The organism is uncultured Ellagibacter sp., assembly GCF_934643285.1.
Taxonomy (GTDB): domain Bacteria; phylum Actinomycetota; class Coriobacteriia; order Coriobacteriales; family Eggerthellaceae; genus Ellagibacter.
Window position 1 is genome coordinate 12,882 of the sequence record NZ_CAKUBT010000005.1, and the last position, 26,760, is coordinate 39,641.

General features: G+C 62.9%; 26 protein-coding genes. 8 read left to right on the forward strand and 18 right to left on the reverse strand.

Annotated elements, in window-relative coordinates; genetic code table 11:
- The 4 genes from Q0I65_RS04155 to Q0I65_RS04170 all read left to right on the forward strand — a co-directional run bounded on the left by Q0I65_RS04155 (position 1) and on the right by Q0I65_RS04170 (position 4,005).
- Entirely contained in the window at positions 1-1,356 is a 1,356-nt protein-coding gene (locus tag Q0I65_RS04155) for a SufS family cysteine desulfurase (protein ID WP_296060227.1), read from the forward strand.
- The gene (sufU, locus tag Q0I65_RS04160) at positions 1,349-1,768 is read left to right on the forward strand and encodes a Fe-S cluster assembly sulfur transfer protein SufU (protein ID WP_296060230.1); all 420 of its coding nucleotides are present in this window, start codon (positions 1,349-1,351) and stop codon (positions 1,766-1,768) included. Before Q0I65_RS04155 ends, sufU begins: the two co-directional genes overlap by 8 nt.
- A 205-nt stretch (positions 1,769-1,973) precedes the next feature.
- Positions 1,974-2,966, forward strand: a complete 993-nt coding sequence (locus Q0I65_RS04165; RefSeq protein ID WP_296060233.1) for a bile acid:sodium symporter family protein — start codon at positions 1,974-1,976, stop codon at positions 2,964-2,966.
- Positions 2,967-3,390: 424 nt separating this feature from the next.
- Complete coding sequence (locus Q0I65_RS04170) at positions 3,391-4,005, forward strand: TIGR04100 family radical SAM protein (protein ID WP_296060235.1); 615 nt, start codon at positions 3,391-3,393, stop codon at positions 4,003-4,005.
- A 95-nt stretch (positions 4,006-4,100) separates the two neighbouring features.
- Here the strand turns inward: Q0I65_RS04170 and Q0I65_RS04175 are convergent, their stop codons facing one another.
- The gene (locus Q0I65_RS04175) at positions 4,101-4,403 is read right to left on the reverse strand and encodes a hypothetical protein (protein WP_296060238.1); all 303 of its coding nucleotides are present in this window, start codon (positions 4,401-4,403) and stop codon (positions 4,101-4,103) included.
- A gap of 84 nt (positions 4,404-4,487) precedes the next feature.
- Here Q0I65_RS04175 and Q0I65_RS04180 point away from each other — a divergent pair, with 84 nt between their 5' ends.
- From Q0I65_RS04180 to efp, 3 genes are all read left to right on the forward strand, one after another.
- Positions 4,488-5,798 (forward strand): DNA repair protein, encoded by a 1,311-nt coding sequence (locus Q0I65_RS04180; RefSeq protein WP_296060240.1) that lies wholly within the window; start codon positions 4,488-4,490, stop codon positions 5,796-5,798.
- A complete protein-coding gene (locus Q0I65_RS04185; protein ID WP_296060242.1) occupies positions 5,795-6,079 on the forward strand; it encodes a hypothetical protein in 285 nt (94 codons plus the stop codon). Before Q0I65_RS04180 ends, Q0I65_RS04185 begins: the two co-directional genes overlap by 4 nt.
- A 322-nt stretch (positions 6,080-6,401) precedes the next feature.
- A complete protein-coding gene (efp, locus tag Q0I65_RS04190) occupies positions 6,402-6,962 on the forward strand; it encodes an elongation factor P (protein ID WP_158050224.1) in 561 nt (186 codons plus the stop codon).
- Between the two features lie 119 nt (positions 6,963-7,081).
- Here the strand turns inward: efp and Q0I65_RS04195 are convergent, their stop codons facing one another.
- The 13 genes from Q0I65_RS04195 to Q0I65_RS04255 all read right to left on the reverse strand — a co-directional run bounded on the left by Q0I65_RS04195 (position 7,082) and on the right by Q0I65_RS04255 (position 21,501).
- The gene (locus tag Q0I65_RS04195) at positions 7,082-8,215 is read right to left on the reverse strand and encodes a Xaa-Pro peptidase family protein (protein ID WP_296060246.1); all 1,134 of its coding nucleotides are present in this window, start codon (positions 8,213-8,215) and stop codon (positions 7,082-7,084) included.
- 58 nt (positions 8,216-8,273) lie between these two features.
- Entirely contained in the window at positions 8,274-8,771 is a 498-nt protein-coding gene (aroQ, locus tag Q0I65_RS04200) for a type II 3-dehydroquinate dehydratase (RefSeq protein ID WP_296060249.1), read from the reverse strand.
- 442 nt (positions 8,772-9,213) lie between these two features.
- Positions 9,214-10,323 (reverse strand): 3-dehydroquinate synthase, encoded by a 1,110-nt coding sequence (gene aroB / locus Q0I65_RS04205; protein ID WP_296060252.1) that lies wholly within the window; start codon positions 10,321-10,323, stop codon positions 9,214-9,216.
- A complete protein-coding gene (locus tag Q0I65_RS04210; RefSeq protein WP_296060255.1) occupies positions 10,305-10,856 on the reverse strand; it encodes a shikimate kinase in 552 nt (183 codons plus the stop codon). The genes aroB and Q0I65_RS04210 overlap by 19 nt, the downstream gene beginning before the upstream one ends.
- A complete protein-coding gene (gene aroC, locus Q0I65_RS04215; RefSeq protein WP_296060258.1) occupies positions 10,853-12,028 on the reverse strand; it encodes a chorismate synthase in 1,176 nt (391 codons plus the stop codon). Before aroC ends, Q0I65_RS04210 begins: the two co-directional genes overlap by 4 nt.
- Positions 12,029-12,244: 216 nt before the next feature.
- Positions 12,245-13,552 (reverse strand): LCP family protein, encoded by a 1,308-nt coding sequence (locus Q0I65_RS04220; protein WP_296060261.1) that lies wholly within the window; start codon positions 13,550-13,552, stop codon positions 12,245-12,247.
- Positions 13,553-13,588: 36 nt separating this feature from the next.
- The gene (locus Q0I65_RS04225; protein ID WP_296060263.1) at positions 13,589-14,533 is read right to left on the reverse strand and encodes a shikimate dehydrogenase; all 945 of its coding nucleotides are present in this window, start codon (positions 14,531-14,533) and stop codon (positions 13,589-13,591) included.
- Between the two features lie 2 nt (positions 14,534-14,535).
- Positions 14,536-15,069, reverse strand: a complete 534-nt coding sequence (locus Q0I65_RS04230) for a YqeG family HAD IIIA-type phosphatase (RefSeq protein WP_296060266.1) — start codon at positions 15,067-15,069, stop codon at positions 14,536-14,538.
- Between the two features lie 33 nt (positions 15,070-15,102).
- Positions 15,103-16,275, reverse strand: coding sequence for an endolytic transglycosylase MltG (gene mltG / locus Q0I65_RS04235; protein ID WP_296060269.1), 1,173 nt, complete (start codon positions 16,273-16,275; stop codon positions 15,103-15,105).
- 3 nt (positions 16,276-16,278) lie between these two features.
- Positions 16,279-16,707 (reverse strand): Holliday junction resolvase RuvX, encoded by a 429-nt coding sequence (gene ruvX / locus Q0I65_RS04240; protein ID WP_296060271.1) that lies wholly within the window; start codon positions 16,705-16,707, stop codon positions 16,279-16,281.
- A gap of 3 nt (positions 16,708-16,710) precedes the next feature.
- Positions 16,711-19,344: an alanine--tRNA ligase gene (alaS, locus tag Q0I65_RS04245; protein WP_296060273.1), complete on the reverse strand. Its 2,634-nt coding sequence runs from the start codon at positions 19,342-19,344 to the stop codon at positions 16,711-16,713.
- Between the two features lie 87 nt (positions 19,345-19,431).
- The gene (locus Q0I65_RS04250) at positions 19,432-20,751 is read right to left on the reverse strand and encodes an AI-2E family transporter (RefSeq protein WP_296060415.1); all 1,320 of its coding nucleotides are present in this window, start codon (positions 20,749-20,751) and stop codon (positions 19,432-19,434) included.
- Between the two features lie 12 nt (positions 20,752-20,763).
- The gene (locus Q0I65_RS04255; protein ID WP_296060276.1) at positions 20,764-21,501 is read right to left on the reverse strand and encodes a DUF948 domain-containing protein; all 738 of its coding nucleotides are present in this window, start codon (positions 21,499-21,501) and stop codon (positions 20,764-20,766) included.
- 475 nt (positions 21,502-21,976) lie between these two features.
- Between Q0I65_RS04255 and Q0I65_RS04260 the strand changes: the two genes are divergently transcribed.
- A complete protein-coding gene (locus tag Q0I65_RS04260) occupies positions 21,977-22,561 on the forward strand; it encodes an MFS transporter (protein ID WP_296060278.1) in 585 nt (194 codons plus the stop codon).
- 88 nt (positions 22,562-22,649) lie between these two features.
- Here the strand turns inward: Q0I65_RS04260 and Q0I65_RS04265 are convergent, their stop codons facing one another.
- The 4 genes from Q0I65_RS04265 to nirJ2 form a co-directional block, all read right to left on the reverse strand.
- Complete coding sequence (locus Q0I65_RS04265; RefSeq protein WP_296060279.1) at positions 22,650-23,429, reverse strand: ABC transporter ATP-binding protein; 780 nt, start codon at positions 23,427-23,429, stop codon at positions 22,650-22,652.
- On the reverse strand, positions 23,422-24,462 hold the full coding sequence (locus Q0I65_RS04270; RefSeq protein WP_296060418.1) for an iron ABC transporter permease: 1,041 nt from the start codon (positions 24,460-24,462) through the stop codon (positions 23,422-23,424). Before Q0I65_RS04270 ends, Q0I65_RS04265 begins: the two co-directional genes overlap by 8 nt.
- Before the next feature lie 18 nt (positions 24,463-24,480).
- Complete coding sequence (locus Q0I65_RS04275; RefSeq protein WP_296060283.1) at positions 24,481-25,482, reverse strand: ABC transporter substrate-binding protein; 1,002 nt, start codon at positions 25,480-25,482, stop codon at positions 24,481-24,483.
- A gap of 128 nt (positions 25,483-25,610) precedes the next feature.
- The gene (gene nirJ2 / locus Q0I65_RS04280; RefSeq protein WP_296060286.1) at positions 25,611-26,615 is read right to left on the reverse strand and encodes a putative heme d1 biosynthesis radical SAM protein NirJ2; all 1,005 of its coding nucleotides are present in this window, start codon (positions 26,613-26,615) and stop codon (positions 25,611-25,613) included.
- Between the last annotated feature and the right edge of the window lie 145 nt (positions 26,616-26,760).

The following is a 26,760-nucleotide window of genomic DNA, read 5'->3' on the forward strand; positions in this document are numbered from 1 at the left end:
ATGAGCCAGACCGATTCCCTTATCGCGCGCGCCGCCGAGCAAGCGGCCAGCGACACCACCGCATGCGCGATCGCCGACGCGGCGCACGCAGCCGCAACCTCCGCCACGGCGAGCGACATCGTATGCGCCGCCAACATCGCGGAGAACCCCTACAAGCGCGACTTCCCGCTTCTGGCGAACCATCCTGACCTGGCGTTTTTGGACAGCGCCGCCACTGCGCAGCGACCCAAGACCGTGCTCGATGCGCAGCGCCGCTTCTACGAGGAGATGAACGCGAACGCGCTTCGCGGCTTGTACCGCCTATCGGTCGAGGCCACCGAGGCCATCGAGGTGGCGCGCCATCGCGTCGCCAAGTTCATCGGCGCGCCCGACTGGCACGACATCGTGCTCACGCGCAACGCGTCCGAATCGCTCAACATCGTGGCGAAGGCCTTCGCCCCCACCGTGCTCAAGCCGGGCGACGAAGTGTGCATCACCATCATGGAGCACCATTCGAACCTTATCCCCTGGCAGCAGGCGTGCCGCGACGCAGGCGCGAAGCTCGTCTACCTCTACCCCGACGAGGACGGCATCATCCAGCCAGAGGAGATGGACAAAAAGATCGGGCCGAAGACGAAGATCCTCTCCGTCGTGCACGTCTCCAACGTGCTCGGCGTGGAAAACCCCGTTGCCGAGCTGGGACGTCGCGTCCATGAGCAGGGCGGCTACTTCGTCATCGACGGCGCGCAATCCACGCCGCACATTCCCGTGAACGTGGAAGAGCTTGGCGCCGACTTCTTCGCGCTTTCCGCCCACAAGATCTTCGGACCCTTCGGTATGGGCGTGCTGTGGGGCAAAGACGAGCTGTTGCGCGCTATGCCGCCTTTCCTGACCGGCGGCGAGATGATCGATTCCGTCACCGAGCAGGACGCCACCTGGGCGCCCGTCCCCGAGAAGTTCGAGGCCGGCACGCAGGACGCGGCGGGAATCTACGCCACTGCCGCAGCGATCGCATACGTGGAGTCGGTCGGACTCGACGTGATCGGCGCTCGCGAGAAGGCGCTCGTGAAATACTGCATGGAGGAAATGGCACAGCTGCCCTACATCGACATCATCGGCAGCCCGCGCCCCGAAGACCACCATGGGGTCATCAGCTTCAACGTGCGCGGCATTCACCCGCACGACGTGGCGAGCATCCTCGATATGGATCAGGTGGCCATCCGCGCAGGTCATCACTGCGCACAGCCCCTGCTCACCTGGCTTGGCGTGGAGAATCTGGCATGCTGCCGCGCGAGCCTCGCCTTCTACAACGACAAGGGCGACGTGGACAAGCTGATCGCCGGCCTGAAGAACGTTTGGAGTACTTTCAATGGGTAATATCTACACCGCGGCGCTCATGGAGCACAATGCGCACCCGGACTACAAATACGACTTGGAAAACGCCACCGACGAGCACGAGGGCGTGAACCCCAGCTGCGGCGATGAGCTGGTCTTGAAGCTGCGCGTGGAAAACGGCGTGATCGAGGAGGCCGCGTTCACAGGCCACGGATGCGCCGTGTCGCAGGCGTCCGCCGACATGATGGCCGACCTCGTGACGGGCGAGACCATCGAGGAGGCGCGCCGTTTGTGCGGGCTGTTCCTGAAGATGGTGAAGGGCGAGGAGCTCACCGAGGACGAGCGCGAGGACCTCGACGAGGCGGCCGAGCTCGAGAGCATCTCCCGCATGCCCGCCCGCGTGAAGTGCGCCGAACTGGGTTGGCGCACCCTTTCCGAGATGATCGGGAACTAGCAAACGGCATCTCTGTCAAAGCCCCGTTGGAAGCTCCCAAGCTGCTAGCGGGGCTTTTCGCGAAATCCGATTGAATAAATAGGGTATTTTTTCAAATTCCTAATTAACAAATCGGTAACAAACCGTTACACTACCGCCTTGTCCTAGTTTCGAGCCGCATCCCAACCGGGTGCGGCTCGTTTGTTTTCGCAGGAAAGGTTTGGAAATGAAAGTACTTGAGAAAATCAGCGACTTCGCCGGCAAATGGATGGCCATCATTGCACTGCTGGTCGCCATTATCGCGATGGCTGTCCCCGAACCGGTTCATGCGATCCTACCTACAAGCTGGGTGAACCCTCTCCTCGGCATCGTTATGTTCGGCATGGGCATGACGCTCAAGCTCTCCGACTTTAAAGTGGTGTTCACCAAGCCGAAGGCTGTGATCACCGGTATCCTGTCGCAATTCATTATCATGCCGCTCATCGCGTGGGTGCTCTGCCTGGTCTTCCAGCTGCCCACCGAGCTCGCCGTGGGCGTCATGCTCGTCGGCTGCTGCCCAGGCGGTACGTCCTCCAACGTCATGACGTACCTGTCCAAGGGCGACGTCGCGCTTTCCGTCGGCATGACCGCGTGCACGACCATCATGGCGCCTGTCGTCACCCCGGCGCTCGTGCTGCTGCTCGCCGGCCAGGCGGTCGATGTGTCCTACGTGAGCATGCTCATGTCCATCGTCCAGGTCGTGCTCGTGCCGATCGCCTTGGGCTTCGTTATCAACGCCGTGGCCTCCAAGGTCGCGCAAGCCTGCTCGAAGGTGCTCCCGCTCGTGTCCGTTATCGCGATTTCCCTCATCATCATGGCAGTCGTGTCCGCTAATGCCGCGAAGCTCATGACGGTCGGCTGGCTGATCATCGCGGTCGTCATGCTGCACAACGTGTGCGGTTACGCGCTCGGCTATGGGGTTGGCCGCGTCCTCGGCCTGTCAAAGGCGCAGATGCGCACCTTGTCCATCGAGGTTGGCATGCAGAATTCCGGTCTTGCAACTTCGCTCGCGACCATGCACTTCGCCACCATGCCGCTTGCCGCCGTGCCTGGCGCTGTGTTCAGCGTGTGGCATAACATCTCCGGCGCGATTTACGCGAACATCCTCGCTCGCACCGCAAGCAACACGAAGGAAGAAGCACCTTCCCCGAAGAAGGCCACTTCTGGCGCAAAGGCGTAAAGGCGTCTACCGCGCAGGGGACACCAGCCCCAACCCGCCTGCCTCGTATTGAGGCGATGCGGGCAGTGACACCAAGTAACGAGAAAACGCCGGCAACCTAACAATTGCCGGCGTTTTTTATCAATCGCGATGCAGCCGTCCAGCTCAACTTCACAATGATTGTCGCCATTCCCCGCAACGGGGAACGTGCCTCGCAGTCGATTACGAATTTGCGCACAAATATGGAGTGGTCGGTGCGTCGACAACACCCCTGCCACTACTCCGACAAGCTTCTCGTTCCCTTTCGGACAAGACTCGATGATTTGACTGTCGACAGCCCTGCTCACCGCGCGGAACTAAGCCTCTCGCGACTTTCCCCTACTCCCAAGGGATGGTTGCGCTAGAGTAGGCGGGAACAACAAGAGCGTCCGAAAGAAGCACCACCGTGAACAAGGACATGACGATCCTCTACCGCGTGCACCACGGGCTGTACGTGAACCTGACCAACCGCTGCTCATGCGCTTGCACCTTCTGCGTGCGCGGGCTTTCCGACAGCGTCGGCGAGGCGGAGAGCCTCTGGCTTTCCCACGAGCCGACCTACGAGGAAGTGATTGCGGCGTTCGATGGGTTCGACATGAGCCGGTTCTCCGAAGTCGTGTTCTGCGGCTTCGGCGAGCCAACCGAGGCATGGGACACGCTTATGCGCGTCGCGCGCTACGTGAAGGAGACGTTTGGGCTGCCCACGCGCATGAACACCAACGGCCTAGGGTCGCTCATCTGCGGACGGGACATCGCGCCGGAGTTCGAGGGGATCATCGACACGGTATCCATCAGCCTGAACGCCCCCGATGCAGTAACATACCAAAAAATCGTGCGCAGCTCGTTCGGCGAGAAGTCGTTCGACGCCGTGATAGATTTCGCACGCGAGGTCAAGCGCTACGTGCCCAACGTGGTCATGACCACCGTCGAGACCACCATCTCGCACGAGGACGAGGAGAAGTGCCGCGCCATCTGCGAAAAGCTCGGCGTGCGCTACCGCATCCGCGCCTGGGCGGGGTAGCGCGCGGCCTCCGCACCTTCCACGGGCTCGCGGCCCACGGCCCCGCAACCTCCCACAGCTTCGGCGCCCTCGCGACCTCCCACAGGCTCACAACTTCACCCGTACGCCTCTACCCACCATCGCACGACGGGCGGCTTGCCGAGCGTTGCGTCAAACACGTGCCGCTCGAGGAAAAGATTGGTCACATGGCTTCCGATGCGCACCCGATAACGCGCGGTCGACACGCCGCGATACGCAGGGCCAAAACTTCCCCGATCGAGCACTTCTGAAATCGGAAACGCCCGCCCATCAGGCCACATGACGATAAGCGGGTCAAATCGCCCCTCGTCGGTAAGACGCATGAACACATCGACATAGCGCTTGTGCGCACGTCTTCGCCGCCCTTCCCCATCTTTCACCCAATCCTCTTGCATAGTCTGTTATTATCGAACATAGGTTCGAAATTTAACAGCGAACAGACTGTGGAGATTGAAGGAGGCGCCTTGGACGGCAGTTCGAACGACGGCGGCAAGACTTACCTGTGCATCGACTTGAAGTCGTTCTACGCATCGGTCGAATGCGCCGACCGCGGGCTTGACCCCTTCACCACAAACCTCGTGGTAGCCGACCCCACCCGCAGCGCCAACACCATCTGTCTTGCCATCACGCCCGCCCTGAAGGCGCAGGGCGTGAAGAACCGCTGCCGCCTCCGCGACATTCCCGACAGCATCGAGTTCACCTGCGCCATGCCGCGCATGAGCCGCTACATGGAGGTGTCCGCCAACATCGTAGGCGCCTATCAACGCTACGTTTCCCCCGACGACATGCACGTATACTCGATCGACGAGTCGTTTGTCGACGCCACCCCGTACCTGAGGCTCTACGGCCTGAGCGCGAAGGCGTTCGCAAGGACGCTTATGGATGCGGCCTTCGAGTGCGCCGGCGTCACAGCCACGGCGGGCATCGGCCCGAACCTCCTCATGGCGAAGGTGGCGCTCGACGTGTGCGCCAAGCACGCCCCCGACGGCATCGGCGTGCTCGACGACATCTCGTGGAAGCGCGAGATTTGGTTCCACCGCCCCATCACCGACATCTGGGGAATCGGCCCCGGCATCGCGCGGCGACTCGAGCGGCGCGGCGTTTTCGACCTCGCGGGCATATGCACCCTGCCGCAAAAATCGATCGTGAAGGAGTTCGGTAAGAACGGGCTGTTCCTACTCGACCACGCGTGGGGTCAGGAACCTTGCACGATTTCCCAGGCCAGGAACTACAAACGGCACGGACATTCCCTCTCGAACGGGCAGGTGCTCATGCGCGACTACCGCTTCGGCGAGGTGCAAACGCTCATCCGCGAGATGGCGCTCGCGTCGTGTTTGGAGCTCACCGAGAAGGGGCTCGCCGCAACGGGCGTCGGCCTCTACGTCGGCTACTCGGCGTCGAACTTCAGCCATCACGCATGGGGCGGCGGACGGGCGCCTTTCATAGGTGCGGGCGGCAGCGCGAAGCTTCCGCAGCCGACCGACTCCGTGTCCCAGGTGACAAGCGCACTGCTCGCGCTCTATGAGGAGCACGTCAATCCCGCACTCGCCATAAGGCGCGTGAACATCTCACTCGGCGAGCTCATCGAGAAGGGCAGCGTGCAGCCATCCCTCTTCGGTGAGCAGGGAAAAGAAGCCAGAGAGGCCGCTCTCGCCCAGACGATGGTGGCCGTGCGGGAGCGGTTTGGGAAAAACGCGGTGCTCGCGGGCACAAGCCTGCTTCCCGAGGCAAATGCACGGGAGAGGAACCTGCAGATCGGAGGCCATCGCGCATGATGGGGACAACATCGGGCGGCGAGCGTCGGGCAGAGAGCCAGACGGCACTCGAAGAGGCAATCAGGGCGGCGGGAATTCCCTCACCCAGTATCTGGGCCGGTATATCCGCCGATGAGCGCGCCTATCGCAAACGCGTACTCGACGACATCGCGCGAAGGGTAGCCGAGGAGGGCATCCACACCGCCATCCCCGGCGACGATCGAGGCAGGCAGTTCATGCCGTTCGCCGCGCTCAAAGGCTACAACGACATCGTGAGAGACTCACAGGAACCCACGAGGTAGTGCCGTGTTGCACATCGAGCAAAGAGTTTCGGAGAAGCAGGGGAAGGGGCTCCGGCGATGGGCGATGGCCCTCGATGCACCGCAAATCGGGCGCGATCGGATAGTGAAGCCGCACGCATCCGGTTAAGTTCGACGGCAAAAGACGTGTTCGGATGAACTTGCGAATCAACCGCGCCCAACCCACTGTTTGATTTTTCTGCAGGTGAGCTGATTTTCGCAAGCGCACAGTGGCGCGCGAGTATAATGGGGCGGTTAGAGCCAACGCGCGCGGTTCGCGCTCTGCGGCCGTGTGTGCAAAGTATAGTGGGAGGAACTGGCAAAGATGGCAATCTCTACCGCCGATTTCAAGAACGGCATGTGCATCGAGTACAACAACAAGCTTTGGACGATCGCTGAATTCCAGCACGTGAAGCCGGGCAAGGGCGGCGCGTTCGTGCGCACCAAGCTTCGCGACATCAAGACCGGCCGCGTGGTCGACTACACCTTCAACTCCGGCACGAAGTTCGACTCCGTGCGCCTGGAGACCAAGAAGATGCAGTACCTCTACAACGACGGCGCCGACTTCAACTTCATGGACCCCGTCACCTTCGAGCAGATGCCCATCTCCGCGGAGACCGTGGGCGATCAGGCCAAGTGGCTCAAGGAAAACGACGAGGTCAGCCTGCTGTACGCTGGCGAGGAGCTCATCTCCATCGAGCCGCAGATGTTCGTCGAGCTCGAAGTGACCGAGACCGAGCCTGGCTTCAAGGGCGACACGGTGCAGGGTTCCACCAAGCCCGCAACGCTCGAGACCGGCGCCACCATCCAGGTCCCGATGTTCGTGAACATCGGCGACGTCCTGCAGGTGGACACCCGCGACGGCCGCTTCATCAAGCGCATGTAGCTCAAAGCAAGCGAACGTATTTTCCGGAAAGCCCGGCAGCTTGAACGCTGTCGGGCTTTCTTGTTATGTGGCGGCTGCGGCAACGGCGCGTGTGCCAAAGACGCGCGGCAGAATCAGCCTTACAGCACAATCATCTCGTGCGTTGATTGGGTGAACACCTCGTAGCCGTTTTCGGTGATCACGCCGAAATCTTCCAGGCGCATGCCGAAGTCGTCCGCCAGGTACACGCCAGGCTCCACCGTGACGACGTTGCCGGGCGCGAGCGGCGCGCCGTTACGAGGCGAAAGCAGCGGCTCCTCGTGGATGTCGACCCCGACGCCATGCCCCAAGCTGTGGCCCATCTTGCCCGCGAAGCCGTGCTCGGCAAGCACGTGCTCGGCCAGCTCGTGCGCTTCCTTGCCCGTCATCCCTGGACGAAGCACGGCCTCCACCTGCTCGTTCGCATCGCGAATAGCAGCATATCCCGCGCGAAGGCGCTCTGACGGCTCGCCGAGGAACACCGTGCGCGTCATGTCGGAGCAATACCCCTGCGCCCGCGCGCCGAAGTCCATAACGACGCACTGCCCCGCTTCGAGCTTCGTAGCGCCTGGGACAGAATGGGGACTTGCACCGTTCGCACCGCACGCAACGATCGAGGGGAACGCCAAACCCTCGGCTCCATGGCGAACCATGAATTCTTCTAGCTCGATCTGCACCTCGCGTTCGGTCATGCCAGGCTTCATAAAGGTGATGATATGGGAAAACGCCGCGTCAGTGATGGCTTGCGCCGCCTTCATGCGAGCAATCTCGTCCGCATCCTTCACGCCGCGAAGGCCCACGATGAAGTTCGACGTCTCGTGCAACTGCACATTGGGAAGCGATTCGGCAAAAGCGCGCTCAAGCGAACGGAAGCCCGAAAGCGCAATCGAGTCCTCGACGCCGAGCGAGTACGATTTGCCCCCCGCGGGTTCGCACACACCGCCGAGCGCGGCCGCTGCGAACTTCGCATGCGAGATGCGCTCATCGTTCACTTCCACGACGCTGCCATGAATGCTCGCCACCTTCTTGCAAGCCTCGGAATAGCGCGAATCGGTATGCAACGTCGCACCGTCGGGCGTGACGAGCATCGCGTGAGCATCCTCCTCGTCGAACACGCCATCGAAGGCCGAAAGCCAATGGACATTCGACGTCTCGCGCACGAAAAACGCGTCGATCTCCGCATAAGCACATGCCTCACGAAGCTTGTTTATCCTGTTCAAGCTTATGTTTTCCATAGTGCAAAGCCTCCAATGGAAAGGGACGCCCGCGAAGGCGCCCTTTATCGTTCGTTCCTTATTTTAACGGCGCAGCGATAACCTCGCCCGCAGGGTAACGCTCTTCGAACCCTTCCCCAAGCCGTTCGCGAGGACCCTCGAGCAGGATGTCGATGGCGTCGCAATAACCCTTGAAGCCGCGCCCCTTCACCTGCGCCACGCACGCCGGCGCGATGACCGAAATATGACGGAACGCCTCGCGCGCATCCACATTGGAGATATGCACCTCGACGCACGGCGTGTCGATGCCGCCCACCGCGTCGCGCAGCGCGTAGGAATAGTGCGTGTGCGCGCCGGGATTGTAGACGATACCGTCGCAGGCCGTATGCGCCTCGTGGATCTTGTCGATGAGGCAGCCCTCGTGGTTCGATTGATAGCACTCTACGGAAACACCCTTGGAAGCACCGTAATCGACCACAAGTTTTTCGAGGTCAGCAAGCGTATTGCTGCCATATACCGCAGGCTCGCGAACACCTAGCATATCCAAGTTCGGCCCATTCACCAGAAGAATCTTCATGCTCTGCTTCCTTTTGTCCTTATCCCGAAATGAAAGACGACTCCGCGCCTTCAACCCCGTCCCTCACGCTGAAAGTTGATTGCGGCCCCTTCAGTCGCTCGGCAGTCCTGCTCGCGCAAACAGCCCATTGGGCTGTTTGGCTCGTGCGGAACTCGCTTTGCGAAGGAACCGCAATCAACTTCTCGAGCCAAGAGCAAATCGACAGCCTGCAACCAAACAAGCGGAAGGCGCACGGCGGCGCTCACAAAGCGAGTTCCTCAAGCGTTGCGAGGACCATCTGAGCGCCCGAGCGTCGCCCAGGCTGCCTTTGGTCCCTCGACCCCTAGCAAGCGGAGAGCGCGCGGCGGCGCTCACAAAGCGAGTTCCGCAGCGCAGCGAGGACTGTCTGAGCGACTGAGCGTCGCCGCGTGCTCTCCGCGGACCCGCAGGTCAACCGCCCAATCTACTTGCTTCGCGCCCAAGCAGCGAGATGTTCGAGGATCACGGCGTCTTCCACTTCCCTCAACTCCCATTGCCCAATGTCAACCGGCAGCACAAACTTCACCACACCGCCGCGCACCTTCTTATCGCGCTTCATCACGGCAAGCATGTCCTCGGGTGCCACCGACCAGGAAAGCGCGGGAAGCCCCAGCTCATCGAGGAGATTGTCCTGCGCGCGCACCACATCGAGCGAGGTGCCCGCAATCGCCGCGCCCAAACGTGCCGCAAAGCGCATGCCTTCCGCAACTGCCGCGCCATGGGAATACGTGCCGTAGCCAGCAAGCGACTCTACCGCATGCCCCAGCGTGTGCCCATAGTTCAGGCACTCGCGCACGCCGCGGCTTTCCGTCTTGTCCTGCGCGACGACGTCGGCTTTGAACACGACGGAGCGCGCGATGGCCTCGGCGGTCACATCGTGGTCGCGCGACGCGAGCGCGGAGGCGTTGTCGCTCAGCCAGAAGAAGAACTCGTCGGAATCGATCACCGACGACTTCGCGATTTCCCCGCAGCCGCATGCCCATTCGCGAGAGGACAACGTGGAGAGCACCTTGGTCGAAGCGCACACGTAGGCTGGCTGCGTGAAGGTGCCTACGAGGTTCTTGCCTGCGGAAAGGTTCACGCCCGTTTTGCCGCCGACCGAGGAGTCGACCATGGCGAGCAGCGACGTCGGCGCCTGCACCACGGTGATACCGCGCATGAAGGTGGATGCGGTGAACCCGGCAAGATCGCCCACCACCCCGCCGCCGAGCGCCACGACCGCGCAGTCGCGACCGAGCTTCAAGCCCGCCATCGCTTCCCAAATCTCACCTGCGACCTCGACAGACTTCGTTTTCTCTCCTGCGGGGACGACGATTTCGCTCACGCGGTAATCCGCAGCACGAAGCGACGCCTTCGCCTCCTCGAGATACAGCGGGGCCACGTTAGTGTCGGATAGAACCAGGATGCGCGGCGCGTTCGCCGTGGCGTCGACGCGGCGCAGGTAGTTCCCCAGCCCGTCGAGCACATCGGCGCCGATGCGCACATCGTAGGGCTGCTCACCGGGGATGTTCACAATCACTTTCGTCGCTGGCACAATACGCCTTCTTTCTCGAGTGCACGCTGAACCTCGCGTGCGATTCGCGGGACGCTCTTGCCCGCCGTGTCGATTTCCACGTCAGCCACGCCCGAATACAGCGGCGCCCGTTCCAGGCAGCGTTTGCGCGCAGCGTCGATATCCTGGAACAACGGACGACTCGACTTGTCGGAGATGCGGCTCGCGGCCTCGTCCACCGTCACCTGAAGGTGCACGACGAACCCCGATTCGGCAAGAATCTCGCGGTTTTCCTCGCGCAGGACGATACCGCCCCCGCACGAGATGACGAGCGGCTCCTCCTTCGAGGCAAGCTCGCGCAGGACATCGGTCTCGATGGCACGGAAAGCATCCTCGCCGCCTTCCGCGAAGATTTCCTTCACGCGCTTGCCCTCGCGGCGCTCGAGGTAGGTGTCCATATCGACCGACGAGATGCCGCAGGTGCGCGCAAGGCGGCGCGCGACGCTCGTTTTCCCCGCGCCCATGAAGCCCACGAAGAACACGGGGCGGGCGAGTTGCATGGGTTCCGCCGTCATCGGGACATCGTCCTCAGGCGTGCCTTGTACGACTTGAGGTTCGCCTTGATATCCGCCATGCAGGAGCCGCCGAACATCTCCTGGTACGCGTTGGCCAGCACAAACGCCACCTCGCCTTCCGCAACCACAGCGGCGGCGGGCACGGCGCACACGTCGGAGCGCTCCTTGGATGCGTCTGCAACCTCCAGCGTGTCCATGTTCACCGTGGCGAGCGGGCGCATGAGCGTGGGAATGGGCTTCATCGCGACGGTCGCCACAAGCGGCAGCCCCGTCGTCATGCCGCCCTCGAGGCCGCCCGCGTTGTTCGACGCGCGCGTGAAGCAATCGCGCTCACGGTCGAGCACGATGGGGTCGTGCACCTCGCTCCCCAAGCGACGAGCGACCTCGAATCCCATCCCGAACTCGACGCCCTTCATCGCCTGGATGGAAAAGAGCGCCTGGCCCAAGCGCGCCGTCAGGCGATCGTCCGCCGTCGCATAGCCGCCAAGCCCGGGAACAAGCCCCGTCGCCACGACGCGGAACGTGCCGCCGATCGTGTCGCGCTCGGCCTTCGCGCGCTCGATTTCCGCAATCATCGCGCGGGTCGCCTGCGCGTTCGGACAGCGGACCTCGCTCGTTTCGATGTCGAGCGGCGTGTAGTTCACGCAGTTGACGAAGGGATTATCCTCGCGGAACTCGGCTTCGCCGATGCGATTCACGTAGGAAAACACCTCGACGCCCAGGTCAGCCAGAAATTCGCGCGCAATGCCAGCTGCCGCCACGCGAGCGGCAGTCGAGCGGGCGCTCGAGCGCTCGAGAATGTTGCGGCAATCGTCGGTGTTCGTCTTTAGGGCACCCACCAGATCGGCATGCCCCGGCCGCGGCGTCACCTCGCGAACCAGCCCCTCAGGCTCCTCACCGAACACGGCCATGCGGTCCGTCCAGTTCTCCCAATCGCGATTGCGGACTGCGAGCGTCACCGGCGAGCCGATGGTTTTCCCAAAACGAATACCCGACGTGACCTGCACGGTGTCGCGCTCGATGGACTGCCTGCCGCCGCGCCCGTAGCCCGATTGGCGACGAGCCAGATCGGAGTTGATCTGAGATTCGGAGACCCGCAAGCCCGCAGGCACGTCCTCGACAATGGCGGTAAGACATGGGCCGTGGCTTTCCCCGGCAAAGACGTATCGCATAGAGAGTCGCTTTCCTATCAAGTTCGTATAGTTTCTGGCACATTGTAGCGCATGAGAACACGAGCGCCCTGTTCAGGCGTATATGCTCAGGATGATTCCAACATGGGGAGCGCGAGCGGCCTTTCGCATGCGCAATCCAGCGCGAGCGTACCCAACGAGGCTTCGCGCCGGCGCACTGTTCGCCGCAGGTTCGCCCTCTGCGCGAGCAGCCCGCTTCTATTTCACGCCAAGCTGCTGGGCGAGCTTGCTCGTCGATCCCGTGATCTCGCTCGCGTCGCCGCCCGCCTCGATGGTCTGCATCATCGTCGCAAGGGCGTTTTCGTCGCAGAACACATACGATGCGCTCTTGTACATGCCGGTGATTGACGGAACCATGCACGACGTCATCGAAAGCTCACCACCATCTTGAAACTGCGTGGCCAGGCTGTACAGGTCGGTGACGGACAGGTCAGTAGTGATGCTGCCCGCAGCCGTCTGTACGATGCCCGGAAGCTTCGCCAGCGGCATCGAGAGAATCTTTTCCGCAAGCGCTGCGATGAGCTTGCGCTGGTTCGCCGTGCGCGTGAAGTCTCCGTCAGCGTAGGCACGGCTGCGCGCGAACACGAGAGCGGTCTCTCCATCCATATGCTGCTCGCCGGCCTCGATGATGATCTTCTTCTGGCCGATGACCGACCCGTCGGCATCGGGATCGTTGATGCGCTGGTCAACCGTCACATCGACCCCGCCCACCGTGTCGACAAGGCCAATCAGGCTGTCGAAATCGACTTCGGCGTAATGCGAGATGTTCACGCCAAGAAGCTCGCTCGCCTCCTTGATGGCAAGCGCGGCGCCGCCGTAGGAATACGCGGCATTGAATTTGCAGTAGCCGTAACCGTCGATGTTGATCATCGTGTCGCGGGGAATCGAGACGAGTGTCGCGGAGTTGGTCGTCGGGTCCACGCGCACGACGATGTTCGTGTCGGAGCGAGCGCCCATGGACTCGTCGTCCACACGGGCATCCGAGCCGATGAGCATCATGTAGAAGGGCTCGTCGAAGCTCGTCGTCTTGACGAGCGCGTCGTTGATCTCGTCGAGCTCGGTCGCGCTTTTCTGCCCTTTGGTGAGCGTATCGTTCACGCTGTTCACCCACAGGGCGGCCGCCGTACCCGCCCCAACGAACACCACGAGCACGGCGAGAACGACCGCAATCGCGATTTTCTTCCCGCGCGAGCCTTTTCGATTCTTCTTTTGGTAATTAGGGTTCGAACGTGAGTATTGCGAGGTGGACGAGGGGTTGCTGCGCTGTGCGCCAGCAGGTTTAACTGCGGCGTACGCCCCTTGCGGGAAGCTTTGGGACCCGCCGTGCGCCGCCGATCCGCCGTTCGCTCGGGGGCCGCCGTGCACCGCCTTCGCGCTGCGCACCCGACCTTCGCTATGCGCCGCGCTCGTCCCGCGCGCTCCGTTTGCCTGGCTCGCGCCGCTTGTCGACTTCGACGCACGCGGCGTCTTTCCCTGGGGGCTGGGCCCTCGATAGTGCTGTGGCATTTCTTCTCCTAACATCCAGTCCCCAGAATTATTCTTCTATACGTTGAAACCGGCAGCGTTCGCCATAATCTCGAACAGCTCGTCGAACGAGAGCTCGCAATCGATGCCCGACACGTCGCACACGGCCTGCACGGTGGCGACCGCCTGCGCAACGAGCATTCCACCGCCATCCGCGAACGTGCACCCTGCAGCCTTGGCACCCGCCGCAAAGGCAGTCTCCCCATGCGCGTAGACGACGTCGAAGGCGCGCTGGCCCTCGCGGAAAAGCGAGATGTCGAACGGCGCCGGATCACCCTCGCGCATCCCGAGCGGCGTCGCATTGATGATAAGGTCGGCTGCGGCGATGGCCTGGGTCGACGTGGTGTAGCTGCCGAACTTGAACGCGGTCTCGTCGTAGGCGGTGAGGAAGCTTCGGTGCCCGTCGACGGCGGCCTGCAGGTCGACCGTCGCATGAGCGAGCGTGCCGAACTCATCCACATACCGGTCGAGCACCTCGCGAGCACGCTCCTTGTCGCGCGAGAGCAAAAGCACCTCGGAAGCGCCCGCGATTGCCGCAGCATGAAGGATGGCGAGCGCCGTGGGCCCCGTGCCGCATATGGCAACCTTCGCGCCATCGAAGGAGAAGCCCGTGCGCTCGAGATACCCCACGCAGCCTCGACCGTCGGTGTTGAAGGCGATGAGCGCGTCGCCCTTCTTCACGAGGATGTTCGCACCGTGCGCAAGCTTCGCCGATGCCGCCCGCGCCGTGGCACCCGCAAGCGCCTCGGGCTTGTACGGCGTCGTGATGTTTACGGAAAGGAAGTCGCGCGCTGCGAGAAACGCCTTAGCCTCTACCGGCGTCGCGCAATCCATCAGGCCATATTCCCACGGGAAACCGAGCTTCCCGTAAACCGCGTTGTACATCACGGGCGACTTCGAGTGAGCCACCGGATGCCCGAGCACGTAGAGCTTCTGCGGAGTGTTGCGAACGTCGTTTTCCATGGTTAGATGCGCACCTCTTCTCCCCGCTCGCATGCAACGGGGGCCTCTGGCTGGGCGTCGCCCATCAGCACACGCTCGAAGTGGCGCAGGAACAGCGTATGGGGCAGGTCCTGCTCGACGAGCGGCTGGATAAGGTACGCCTTGATTCCCACCGTATGGGCACCGAGCACGTCGGTCATAAGCTGATCGCCGATTGCGACCGTGTTCTTGCGCTTCGCCCCGATTTTGCGCATCGCGGTGAAATACGCGGGAGGGCACGGCTTCATCGCCTTGGCAACGATGGGGAGCCCCACCTCGTCCGCGAAGTCGTACACCACCTTGTGCCAGTTGTTGGACAGCAAACAAATCGTCACGCCAGCCTCGCGCGCGCAGCCGAGCCACACGCGGGCATCGCGCGGAATCACCTGCGTGTCGCGGGGGACGAAGGTGTTATCGATGTCGAGCAGCACGTTTTCAAACCCGCATGCAAGGATATCTTTCTCGATAGAGATCTGGGAAAGACGGGAGAAATATCGATCGGGTTTGAAATATGCCATGGACTTCCTTTGCGCGAACTGCCGCAACAGCGCCTATGAGTGCGCGGCGATGGTCGCCTGGTGCTCGTCGTAGGTCTTGTCGAAGAAGTAATCGATGGTACCCTGGTCGTTCGGCCAGAACGAGAAGAAGTAGTAGTCGTCGAAATCGGACGCCGGATTGCAGGCCGCCTGAAGGCTGCCGATGCTCGGAGAACAGATGGGCGTCGGGGGCAGGCCCGCATGGCGGCGCGTGTTGTAGGCGCTGTCCGTGGACCAATCATAGTTGTCGGGGTCGCCGCCGATTTCGTAGGCAGTCGTGGCGTCCGAGCCCAAAAGGCCGTACGTCGGCGCACCGGTGTTCAGCAGGCGGTTGTAGAAGACCGCCGAAACCTTCGCGCGGATATCGGCATCCTCGCTCGCTTCCTTCTCGATAATCGAGGCAAGGATGAGCGTCTGGTACGCGTTGAAGTTCTTGCTGGTGGGATACGAATAATCGAGCGTCGCCACCTCGGTTTGGTACTGCGAGAGCATGGTGCGGATAAGCGAGTCTGCCGTATCGGTTGAGCTCACCGCATACGTTTTCGGGAAGAGGAAGCCCTCGAGCGAGTTCGTGCCCGCATCCTTCAAGAAGGGGAAGTCGCTCGCGTACACGCTCGCGTTGGATGCCTGCGCCTTGAAGTCGTCGGCCGAGATGCGGCCGTTCGTAGCGGAGCTCACGCGGTCGGCGATGTTTGCCAAGGTGAGGCCCTCGGGGATGGTGACCGAGGGGCCCGATAGGCCAGGGCCTGCGGAAAGCGTCTTCGCGAGGTCCTCAAGCGACATGCCGCCCGTCAACGTGTACGTGCCCGGCTGCAGCGAGCCATCGAGGCCGAGATCGGACACCTTCTTCGTGAAGTCGCTTGCAGACGAAACAAGTCCCGCCTCCTGCAGCGATTGGGCAATGGAAGACGTCGACGCGCCGTCGGCGACCTCGACGGTGACCTGCTGGCCGTCGGCAACGAGGTTGCCAGACGTGCAACCGCGAACAAGCGTGGACACGCCGAGGATGAGAAGCAGCGCCACGACGACGATGACCGCGATGAAGGCAATCATCGGCCCCTTCGAACGCTTCGGTTGCAGCGCGCTCGTGTCGTAGGTACGGAACTGGCGATCGCCCATGGAATGCGCAACGCGCGCCCGATGATTCGGACGCGAAGAATAGGTGATTTGGCGTTTGAATGGAGCCATCGGTTACCTTTCGAGATTGCGAGCAGCCCGTTCGTCGAGCCATGCCTGCAGAAACAGACTTGCCGCTATCATATCCACTTTGCCTCGCATGTCCTTCTCGCTTAGGCCCTTTTCACGCAAACTGCGCTTGGCCTCGCGCGAGCTAAGGCGCTCATCTGCGAATTCGTGGGGAATGCCGCAGTTTTTGGAGATGGCGTCGGCCACCTTGCGAATACGCTTCGCCTGCGGACCTTCCTTACCTGCAAGCGTTTTGGGAAGCCCGCACAAAAGCAGCTCGGGCTCCCAGTCCTCGAGCACGCGCTTGAACGGCTTCGCATTGTCCGTCACTTCCCGAGCAGGAAGAACGCAAACGGGGGAAGCCACGCGCTCGCCGGGATCGCACACGGCGATCCCCACGCGGACCTCCCCAATATCGAGAGCAAGTATACGCACAGCTTAGAGCAGCATCTTCCTGGCCGACTCGAGCGCAGCGTCGATGCCGGACACGTCCTTGCCGCCTGCCTGGGCCATCGCAGGCTTTCCGCCGCCGCCGCCCTTGACGCACGGGGCGATCGTCTTGATCACCTCGCCGGCGTTGAAGCCAGCCGCCACAGCCTCGTCGGTGCCTGCAGCCAGAAGCGTAGCCTTCCCTTCGTTGTCGGCGATGAGCACGACAGCGCCCGGGGTTTCCATACGCGCGCGAACGACGTCCCACATGTTGCGCATCGCGCCCGGCTGAGCGATCTTCACGCGGCTGATGATGACGGGGTAGCCGCCCTGCGCCTGCTTGGCAGCCGAAAGAAGCATGTTCACGCCGTCGTCGGAGACGGCGGTCTTCGCGGCCTTGCGAGTCTTCTGGAATTCCTTCAGCGTCTTCACGTTGGCAGCCGTGCGCTCGGAGACGTCGAACAGCGGAACGCGCAGTTCAGCAGCGGTTTCCTTCAGCTCGGTCTCGATTTTGTTCACGTACTCGAGGGCGCCGAAGCTCGTCACCGCCTCGATGCGGCGCAGGTTCGCGCCGACGCCGGTCTCGGAGGTAATCTTCACCAGGCCGATCTCGGCGGTGTTGGCCACATGGCAGCCGCCGCACAGCTCGCGGGAGAACTCGCCGCACTCGACGACGCGCACAACGTCGCCGTACTTCTCGCCGAACAGCGCCGTCACGCCGGATTCGCGGGCGGCGTCGAGCGAGGTCTCGTAGATGTTGGTGGAGACGGCGGACATGATTTCCTCGTTCGCGACGCGCTCGACCTCTGCCAACTGCTCGGGCGTGGTAGCCTCGAAGTGCGTGAAGTCGAAGCGCAAGCGGTCGGGGCCAACGTAGGAACCTGCCTGCTTCACGTGATCGCCCAGCACGCGGCGAAGCGCAGCATGCAGAATATGCGTCGCGGTGTGGTTGCGGGTGATGCGGGCGCGGCGCGCACCGTCGACCGCCGCGGTGACCTCGTCGCCCACGGCGATGGTGCCGGACGCGACCTTCACCTTGTGGCACACAAGGCCCTTCTCGGGAGCCTTCGTATCGAGCACGTCCGCCTCGGCGTTGGCGCCGCGAAGCGTGCCGGTATCGCCGACCTCGCCACCCATCTCGGCGTAGAAGGTAGTCGTATCAAGCACGATTTCGCCTTCTTCACCTGCGGAAAGCTTTTCGACGCGCTCGCCGTTCGCGATGATGGCGACCACCTTCGCCGCGCATTCAAGCTTGTCGTAGCCCACGAATTCCGTAGCGCCGACTTCCTTCAGCACGTCGGCGTGGATGCCGCCGTAGGTGCTCCAAGCCGCCTCGGCGTCCTTCGTGTTGGCGGCGCGGGCACGCTCGCGCTGCTCGTCCATGCAGCGCTCGAATCCCTCCATGTCGACCTTCACGTTTCGGTCGGCGCACATCTCCTCGGTCACCTCGACAGGGAAACCGTAGGTGTCGTGCAGGGTGAACGCTTCCTCGCCCGAAAGCGTGTCGCCCTCGAGCTTGTCGAGCGCTTCCGCGAGAAAGACCTGGCCCTGGCGCAGCGTGGCGCCGAAGCGCTCCTCCTCGGAGAGGATCACGCGGCGAATGAGCTCGCGGTTTTCCACGACCTCGGGATACACCGAGCCCATGAGCTCCACGATCTCGTCGACGTAGTCGTTCAAGAACGGCCCCTCGATGCCAATCATGTGCGCCTTCTGGATGGCGCGGCGGAGCAGGCGGCGCAGCACGTAGCCGCGGCCCTCGTTGGAGGGAAGGATGCCGTCGGCGATCATGAAGGTGACCGAGCGGCTGTGGTCGGCGATGATGCGCAGCGACTTGTCCACCGCCGCGTCCTGCTTGTAGGTCTTGCCCGCCAGGCGCTCGCCCACGCCGACGAGGCTGCGGAGCACGTCGGTGTCGTAGTTGTTGGTAACACCCTGCATGATGGCGGCGATGCGCTCAAGGCCCATGCCGGTGTCGATGTTCTTGGTGAGCAGCGGTGCGAGCGTGCCGTCTTCCTGGCCGTCGAACTGGGTGAACACGCAGTTCCAGAACTCGAGGTAGCGGTCGCAATCGCAGCCGGGCTTGCAGTCGGGGCTGCCGCAGCCGACTTCGGGACCCTGGTCGAAGTAGATCTCGGAGCAGGGACCGCAGGGGCCGGTGGGGCCGGCGCGCCAGAAGTTATCGTCCTCGCCGAGGCGCGAGATGTGGTCCTCGGGAACGCCGAGCGACTTCCATATTTCGATCGTCTCGTCGTCGTCCTCGAACACCGTGAAGTAGAGCTTTTCCGCCGGCAGACCGAGCACCTCGGTGGAGAACTCGAAGGCCCAGGCGCACATCTCGTTCTTGAAGTACTTGCCGAAGCTGAAGTTGCCCATCATCTCGAAGAACGACAGATGGCGCGCGTCGCCGATGTTGTCGATGTCGTTGGTACGCACGCACTTCTGCGCGGTCGTGGTGCCGATGTAGGCCGGGTCAAGCTCCTTCTGGTGGAGGAAGTAGGGCTTGAACTGCACCATGCCGGCGCTCGTCAGAAGCAGCGACGGATCGTCGGGGATGAGGGAGGAGGACGGCATGCGCTTGCATCCCTTCTCCTCAAAGAAGGCGAGGTACTTCTCGCGGATTTCTGCGGTGGTCATGTACTTCATGGTGGTTGTTCTTCCCTTATCACTCAAGAGCGCGTTGCGGTATTGCAGAAGCGCTCGTTTTCACGTTCTCAACAGCGCGAGGCGCCGCTATTTCTTGTCTTCCCTCCCACGCAGACGCTCTCTGATCTTGCGCCTGTTCTCGGCATTTTCGGCGCGTTTCTTCTCGGCGCGCGCGAATTCCGCCGATCCGTCGGGGTGCGGGGACGTAGCATCGGCGATAGGATTCGGCGCATCGCCGTCTTCGCTTGGCGAAGGCGTGCCTAAGAAGAACACGCCGTCCTTCGAGACGAGGCGTCTGCTCGTTCGCTTCTCGAAATAATACACGAAAACGGATTTCGCGACGGCAACGGCGGGAATAGAGGCCAGCATGCCCACAAGCGAGCCCGAAAGCCCACCCATCGCGCCGCCAAGCGCCGAGCCCGCCATGAGGGCGATGAGCGTGAGCGCCGGATGGATGTCGACCGAGTCGGACATGATCTTCGGCGAGATGAACGTGTAGACGAACTGCTGAATCACGATGGTGCCGAGAATGGCGATGACGGCGACGAGCGGGCTCACGAAGATGCCGACGATCGCAGCGAGACCGCCGCCCAGCCAGGGGCCGATAATCGGGATGATGTTTAAGATGCCCGTGATGCCGCCCAAGGCCATCGAGTTGGGAATGCCGAGCACGGCAAAGAGGATTCCGCAGGCCACGCCTATGATTGCGCACTGCAGAAGCGTACCTTTGATATAGCCTCCCATCACGCGCGTAAACGTGATGTGGAGCATCTCGAGGTCCTCGGCGTGCGCGTCGCCCACGAGGCGCCTGCATTCGCGCCCGAGCTGAGGCAGTTGCATGAGGATCCAGAAGGCGACCACAAGCGCGAAGCCGATGGCCATAAGCGCGTTGGCAAGCCCCGTGCCGAACGCGATGGCGCCCGAGGCGCTGTTCTTCGCGAAGTCGCCCGCCCAATCCATGGCGGAGGCCTGCACGTCGGTGACGAATGCGCGGACGGACTCGTCCTCGAGCATATAGGCGTAGCGCGCGTACATGTCGTTTGCCCAGTCGGAGATGCCCTGCACGTAGACGGGGACGTTCTCGATCAAGTTCGCGAACTGTGTGTTCATGCCGACGCCAGGCGAGAACAAAAGGAACGCTACAAGCGCCAGCACCGCGAACATGATCACGTAGCCGATGGCCGTGCCCACCGTTCGGTTGATGCCGATTTCCTCGAGCTTGTTCACCGTGCCGCGCAGGACGAACACGATGATGGTCGTCCAGATGACGATGGCGACAGGCACCGAGAGAATGTTCAATAGCTGCACAACGACCCAGGTGAGCGCGATGGCGCCCACGATAGTCCAAACGTTTAAGAAACGCCTGCGAGCCTTGTCCGTCTTATCCGATTGCTTGTTCTGCGCCACGTCGCTCAAAGCCTACTCCTCCGAAGACGCCGTTTTCTCGGCATCAGATGAGGCGGTGGCACCCGTTTCCGGGGCATAGGTGAAGTACTTGCCCTCGTCGGAAGAGGCGGGCTCGACTACGGGCGCGGGCTCAGGTTGCACGGCGGGCTTGGCTGCGGGGGTCGCGGCGGTCGCGGCTGCGGCGGAAGCGGAAGTCTCCTCGTTAGACGCCTTGCCGGCGACTCGGCCTTTGCCAGCCGCAACTACGGCAGCTGCGGCATCGGCGGTCGCATCGACGAAGTCGCTGACGGGATTAGGCTCGTCAGGCGCGCCCTGCCCTAAGGCAACAGACTCGTCGGACGCCTTTTTCGGCGTGAACTTCCGGCGGACCTTCTTGGTGACGGAGTTGACGAGCTCGAGGGGAGCATTGGTCACCGTATCGACCGCGTTCACGGCACTCGATGCCGAGCTGGTGATTTCCCCCACGTCCTCGAGAATCTGATCGAGGCGCATGACTTCCAGATTCGCGGCGTCGACCGTGAGGGACACGCGATCGACCAGGGGATCGATTTTGTCGCACACAGGCTCAAGCGATGCCGTAATCTTCTCCACGTGCTCGAGCGTGGGCTCGAGTTGCTTCTGCACGCTCGTCACCGTTTCGCGAGTCTTGCGAATCGTCATGACAAGCTCGATGACAAACCACACCAAAACGATGCCGACCAGCACATACACCACCGGCAAAGCAACGTTTATCACGCTGAAGAAATCCATCCGCGCCTCCTTTGTTCCGAAGCCCTAACTATAGCACTTCGCCCGTTCCATCAGGCTCTTTCCGCGGCGTTTTCACCTGCTGTTCATAGGCTTCGCCGGCGGGTTGATTCGCAAGTTCATCCGAACACTTCAATTTCGTTCTCGAACTCATCCGGACACGTCCGGATGAGTTCGAGAATTCCTTTCCGGAGGCGAGGGCCGAGGGCCCTCCCGAGAGAAAGGAAGAAAGATGCAGGGAAAGAAGCAGCGGAAGCGCTACCGCAGGCTGGACAGGCGCGACGAGCCCCAGGGGCTGTCGCCCCAGCAGATAGCGCTGGGCAGGGCCGGCCAGATCGAGGCCTCGCCCTCGACCATATACCGGCATGTTCATCGCCGGCGGACTCAACTACCATGTCGTCTTCGCAACCTGCGCCGTCGCCTCCGCAATTGCCATCGTGTGCACGCGCCTGGTCAAGGTCCCCAATGACGCCGGACCATGGTCCGCCCTGGCAGTTTCAAGATCAGCAGCTTCCTCGATCGCCGTGCCGCCGTCTTCGCGGTGTTTATGTTCCTCGTGGCCTGCGGCTACGCCTCGATCAACACCTACCTCAACAGCTGCGCCATCGACCGCGGTCTGCAATTCTTCGCCCCGCTCACCTTCCTTGCGTACTCCGTGCTCCTTCTCATCACGCATCCGATTACCGGCAAGTTGATGGATCGCCACGGCGAGAACGCAATCCTCTACATCTCGATTGCATGCAACGCGCTTGCGTCTGTGATCTGCGCGTTTGCCTTCAACGGCGGGATGTTCGTCCTCGTCGGCGTCTTCATGGCGCCGGGCTTTGGCACCTGCATGAGCATCGGCCAGGCGGTCTGCGTGAAGATCATCGGCCAGCAGAAGAGTGCGGTGGGTATCTCGACCTTCTTCCTGCTCTGCGACCTCGGCTGTGGCGTTGCGCCCGTGGCCTGGGGTAACGTCCTCGCTGCAACGGATTACACGACGATGTTCCTCATCTGCGCGCTGTGTTCTGTCGCCGCGTTCGTGTACTACGCGCTCGTCCACGGTCGCAAGCGCGGTTAGATCCCCGAAAGCCAAAAAGCCTGAACGATGAATCGTTCAGACAATTCGCCGTACCCGTGCCGATAGCCTGCCGCCTGGCTTGCAAGCGTCAGCACTTTGTGCGCCGCCACAGCGCATACGAACTCCCCAGCTCGCCATGCAGCAGCTCGATGCGCACGTCGAAGGCGTCTTCGACAGCTGCGAGTACCTCGGCCTCATGTGGCGCCCCTTGCGACAGCAGCTTTCCGGCACGCATAACGCAGACCTCGTCGGAGTACTTGAGCGCCAGGTTGATGTCGTGGATCACCGCGACGACAGTCTTGCCGTGCTCCTCCTTGAGCGAGCGCATCAGCTCCATCACCTCGTAGCACGCCGACACGTCGAGAAACGAGATCGGCTCGTCGAAGAGCACCACGGGCGCATCCTGCGCCAGGACCATGGCGATGAAGGCACGCTGACGCTGCCCGCCGGAGAGCTCGGCCACGGGGCGCTCGGCGAGCTCTGCAAGCCCGCATGTCGCAAGCGCCCGGTCAACTGCCTCGTAATCCGCTGCGTCCATCGTCGCGAACATCCCATGGTGCGGAAACCTCCCGCACTCCACAAGCCGCCGCACGCTCATGGGCGGTGCCGCGTGCTCCTGCGCCAGCAAGCTCAGCAGCCGTGCGCGCTCTTTGGAGGAAAGCGCGCTGGCATCGTGCCCCAGCACGCGGATGCTGCCCTCCCAGGGCTTGCAGATGCCGCTTGCCAGCTTGAGCAGCGACGACTTGCCGCAGCCGTTGGGGCCGATGATGCTCGTCACCTTACCTTGCGCGAGCTCGAGGTCCAGCCTGCAGAACAAGGCGCGCTCGCCGTAGCCAAAGCTGACGTCGCTCAGCTGCACGCTAGCCATCGAGGCCCCCCTTCCCACGGCGCAAGATCAGGTAGACGAAGAACGGCCCGCCCAGCAGGGACAAGACGATGCCGACGGGGATCTCGTACGGGGCGAACATGGTGCGGGCGAGCAGGTCGCACAGGCACACCAGCAGCCCACCCAGCAGCGGCGCCATCGCAAGGACGCGGCGGTTATCGTGGCCCACCAGAGCGCGGACCGCGTGCGGGACGATGAGCCCCACGAATCCGACGAGGCCCGCAAAGCTCACCGCACAACCCGCGAGCGCAGCGGCGGACACCAGCGCGGTAAGGCGCGTGCGGCGGACGTTGAGGCCCAGGGAGTGCGCCTGATGCTCGCCCAGCGAGAGCAGGTTGAGCCGCGTGCCCTGCAACAGGCCGAGCACCAGCACCACGCAGATCGCGCAGCCGGGGACGATGACCTCGCTCAGCTTGACGCCGGACAGCCCGCCGACCAGAAAGCCCGAGGCGCTCACGTAGGCGTCCGGGTTCACGATGAGGATCGTGTTCATGCCGGCGGTGAAGATCGCCGTGAACGCCATGCCGGCGAGCACGACGGTGAGGCGTGGCGAGCCCCCAAGGCCTGCCACGGCAAAGATGAGCCCCGCCACGCACAACGCGCCGAGGAAGGCCGCCACGGGAGCGAGCCCAAAGACGTTGGGGAAGGCGCACGCCGCCAGCAGCACGAAGAAACCCGAGCCCGCGTTCACGCCGATGACGTTGGGGCTGGCCAGGGGGTTGTCGAGTGCCGCCTGGATGAGCGCGCCCGCCTGCGCGAGCGCGGCGCCGGCCAGAAGCGCTGCGAGCACGCGCGGCAGGCGGATGTTCCAGATGACGTTTACCGCCGTCTGCTCGGCAGGTGCGCCAAAGGCGAGGGCGAGCACGTCGGGCAGGCCGACGGAGGTCGAGCCGATGACGATGCCGAGCACCGCCACGCATCCCAGCAGCGCTACTGAGGCAACCATGGCCACTGCGAATCGTCCGTCCGCCTGCAAGGCGCGCCCGCGCTTGCCGCGTGAGTTTGTCGTCTGCATCTCCTTCAAGGCCAGGCGCTACTTCTGCTCGCGCGGCGTCTCGTACAGGGCCTCGTACAGCTCTTCGTATGCGTCATCCCAGTTGTCATTGGGCTTGTAGAGGAACAGCTTGGGGTTGAGCGTGATGACGCGGCCCTCCTTGACGGCAGTCAGTTCCTTCCAAGCCGGGTTGGCCGTGGTCTGGTCCTTGAGCGCCTTTTGCGCAGCCTCGCTCGAGTCGCCCATGGGCAGCAGGAAGATGAAGTCGGGGTCGGCCTTGACCAGGGACTCCAGGCTATAGTCGGACAGCAGGCTCTTGTCGGCGTCGGTGATGTTGCTCGCGCCCAGCTCGGCGAGCATGGTGCCCGTCTGTGTCGAGGACGCCTGGACGCGCGTGCCGCCGGAGTACGTGGTCAGCACCGCGACGCTGCCCGCGCTCTTGCCTTCGGCCTTCTTCTTGATGGCGTCGATGTCCTCGGCAACTTCCGTACCGTTGTCCTTGTACGCCTCGGCGTCGCCGGTGATGTCGCAGCAGGTCTTGAGCATGCGCAGGTAGTCGTCGAAGGTGGTGACGTTGAAGTACGCCACGGGGATGCCCGCTGCCTGCAGTGTGTCCTTGAGGTCGGTCTGGGCGACGCCACCGCCGCGACCGGAGCTTGTGCCGGTCAAGATCACGAAGTCCGGGTTGAGCGCGATGATGGACTCCGCATTGAGGGAGGAGAAGTCACCGACCTTCTCCGCCTTTGACTCGATGTGGTAATCGGAGAACGCGTCGCTGGACGCTCCGACGAGGGTGCCGCCCGCCAGCTCCCAGATGTTCGCGAAGCTGCCCATGCCCGCGACGACGCGCTCATGCGTGCTCACGGTCACCTGGTTGCCCAAATCGTCCGTAAAGGTGTAGCCGGCCTGCTGGCTCGTCGCGCCCTGCTGTGTGCCGGCGTTGCCGGAGTTGCTGCCAGAGCAGCCGATCATCGCGCTGCCGCTTGCCGCCAGCGCCAGGGCGCACGCACACGCGCATGCCTTCGTTGCAATCCTCTTCATGTGGTTCTCCTCATCTGATGTGGGCGGCCGATCATGCGGCCGTCGCATCCGTCGCATTTGCTGTCAGCCCCTGCCCCTGCCCCTGTCATCGCAGCGGCAGGGGCAGGGGACGGCCGTCGGGCTCTCGCCTAGGCGCCCTTGCAGCCGAGTTTCTGCCCGTAGGCGCAGTAGTCGTCCTGGGCCATGTAGTCGCCGTCATGGTAGTACGCCGCGCGCGCCCTGCAGCCGCCGCAATGCTCCTTGTGGTCGCACTCGCCGCAGTTGCCGCCGTAAGCCTGCGTGCGCAAACGCTCGAACACGGGGCTCGTCGCCCAGATCTCGTCGAAGGGCTGCTCGCGCACGTCGCCAGCGTCCTCGGTCATGTACGCGCACGGGCGCACGATGCCCTCGCTGCCGACGACGCAGTAGGTGAGGCCGGCCAGGCAGCCGCGCGTGTAGCGGGTGGGGATGCCGAGCTGGTCGGCGACGCGCGTGAACTGCGGCGCGCAGGTGGGCTTGACGTCGATGTCGACCTCTGCGGCCTTGCGCATGATGTCTTGGAGCAGCGCCTCGTTCTCCAGCACCTTGAGGCTCGTCTCCTCGATGTACTTGCCGCGCCCCACGGGGATGAGGAAGAAAATCGAGTGGTTGACCGCGCCGATGCTCTGCGCGAAGTCCGTGATGTCGCAGACCTCGTCGCGGTTCCAGTCGACCACGGTGGTATGGATCTGGAAGTCGAGGCCCGCGCGCTTGCATGCCTCGATGCCCGCGAGGGTGTCGGCGTGGGCGCCTGCGACGCCGCGGAAGGCGTCATGCTTTGCCGCGTCGAGGCTGTCGATGCTGATGCCCATGGAGCACGCGCCGGCTTCCTTGAGCTTTCGCGCGACCTCGTCGGTGATCAGCGTGCCGTTGCTGCCGAACACGGGGCGCAGGCCTTGAGCTGCAGCGTGCGCCACGAGCTCGAAGATGTCGTCGCGCATAAGGGGCTCGCCGCCGCTGAAGATCATGATCTTGAAGCCGGCGCGCGCGATCTGCTCGATCATCGCCTTGCCCTCGGCCGTCGTCAGCTCGCGACTGTCACACTCCGCCGCGTCCTGGTAGCAGTGCTCGCATTTGAGGTTGCACCTGTTGGTTGTCATCCACGATACGATCATCGTCTCTCCTCCCTCGAAACCGATTGAGGATGCTAACGGGCGACGTTGCGTCATGGGCAAGCGCTGCGCGAGAAAAAACTGGCGAGTGATGAGATTTGCCGATTAATGCGCCGAGCTGGGCGAATGACAGGCGATGCAAAGCAAC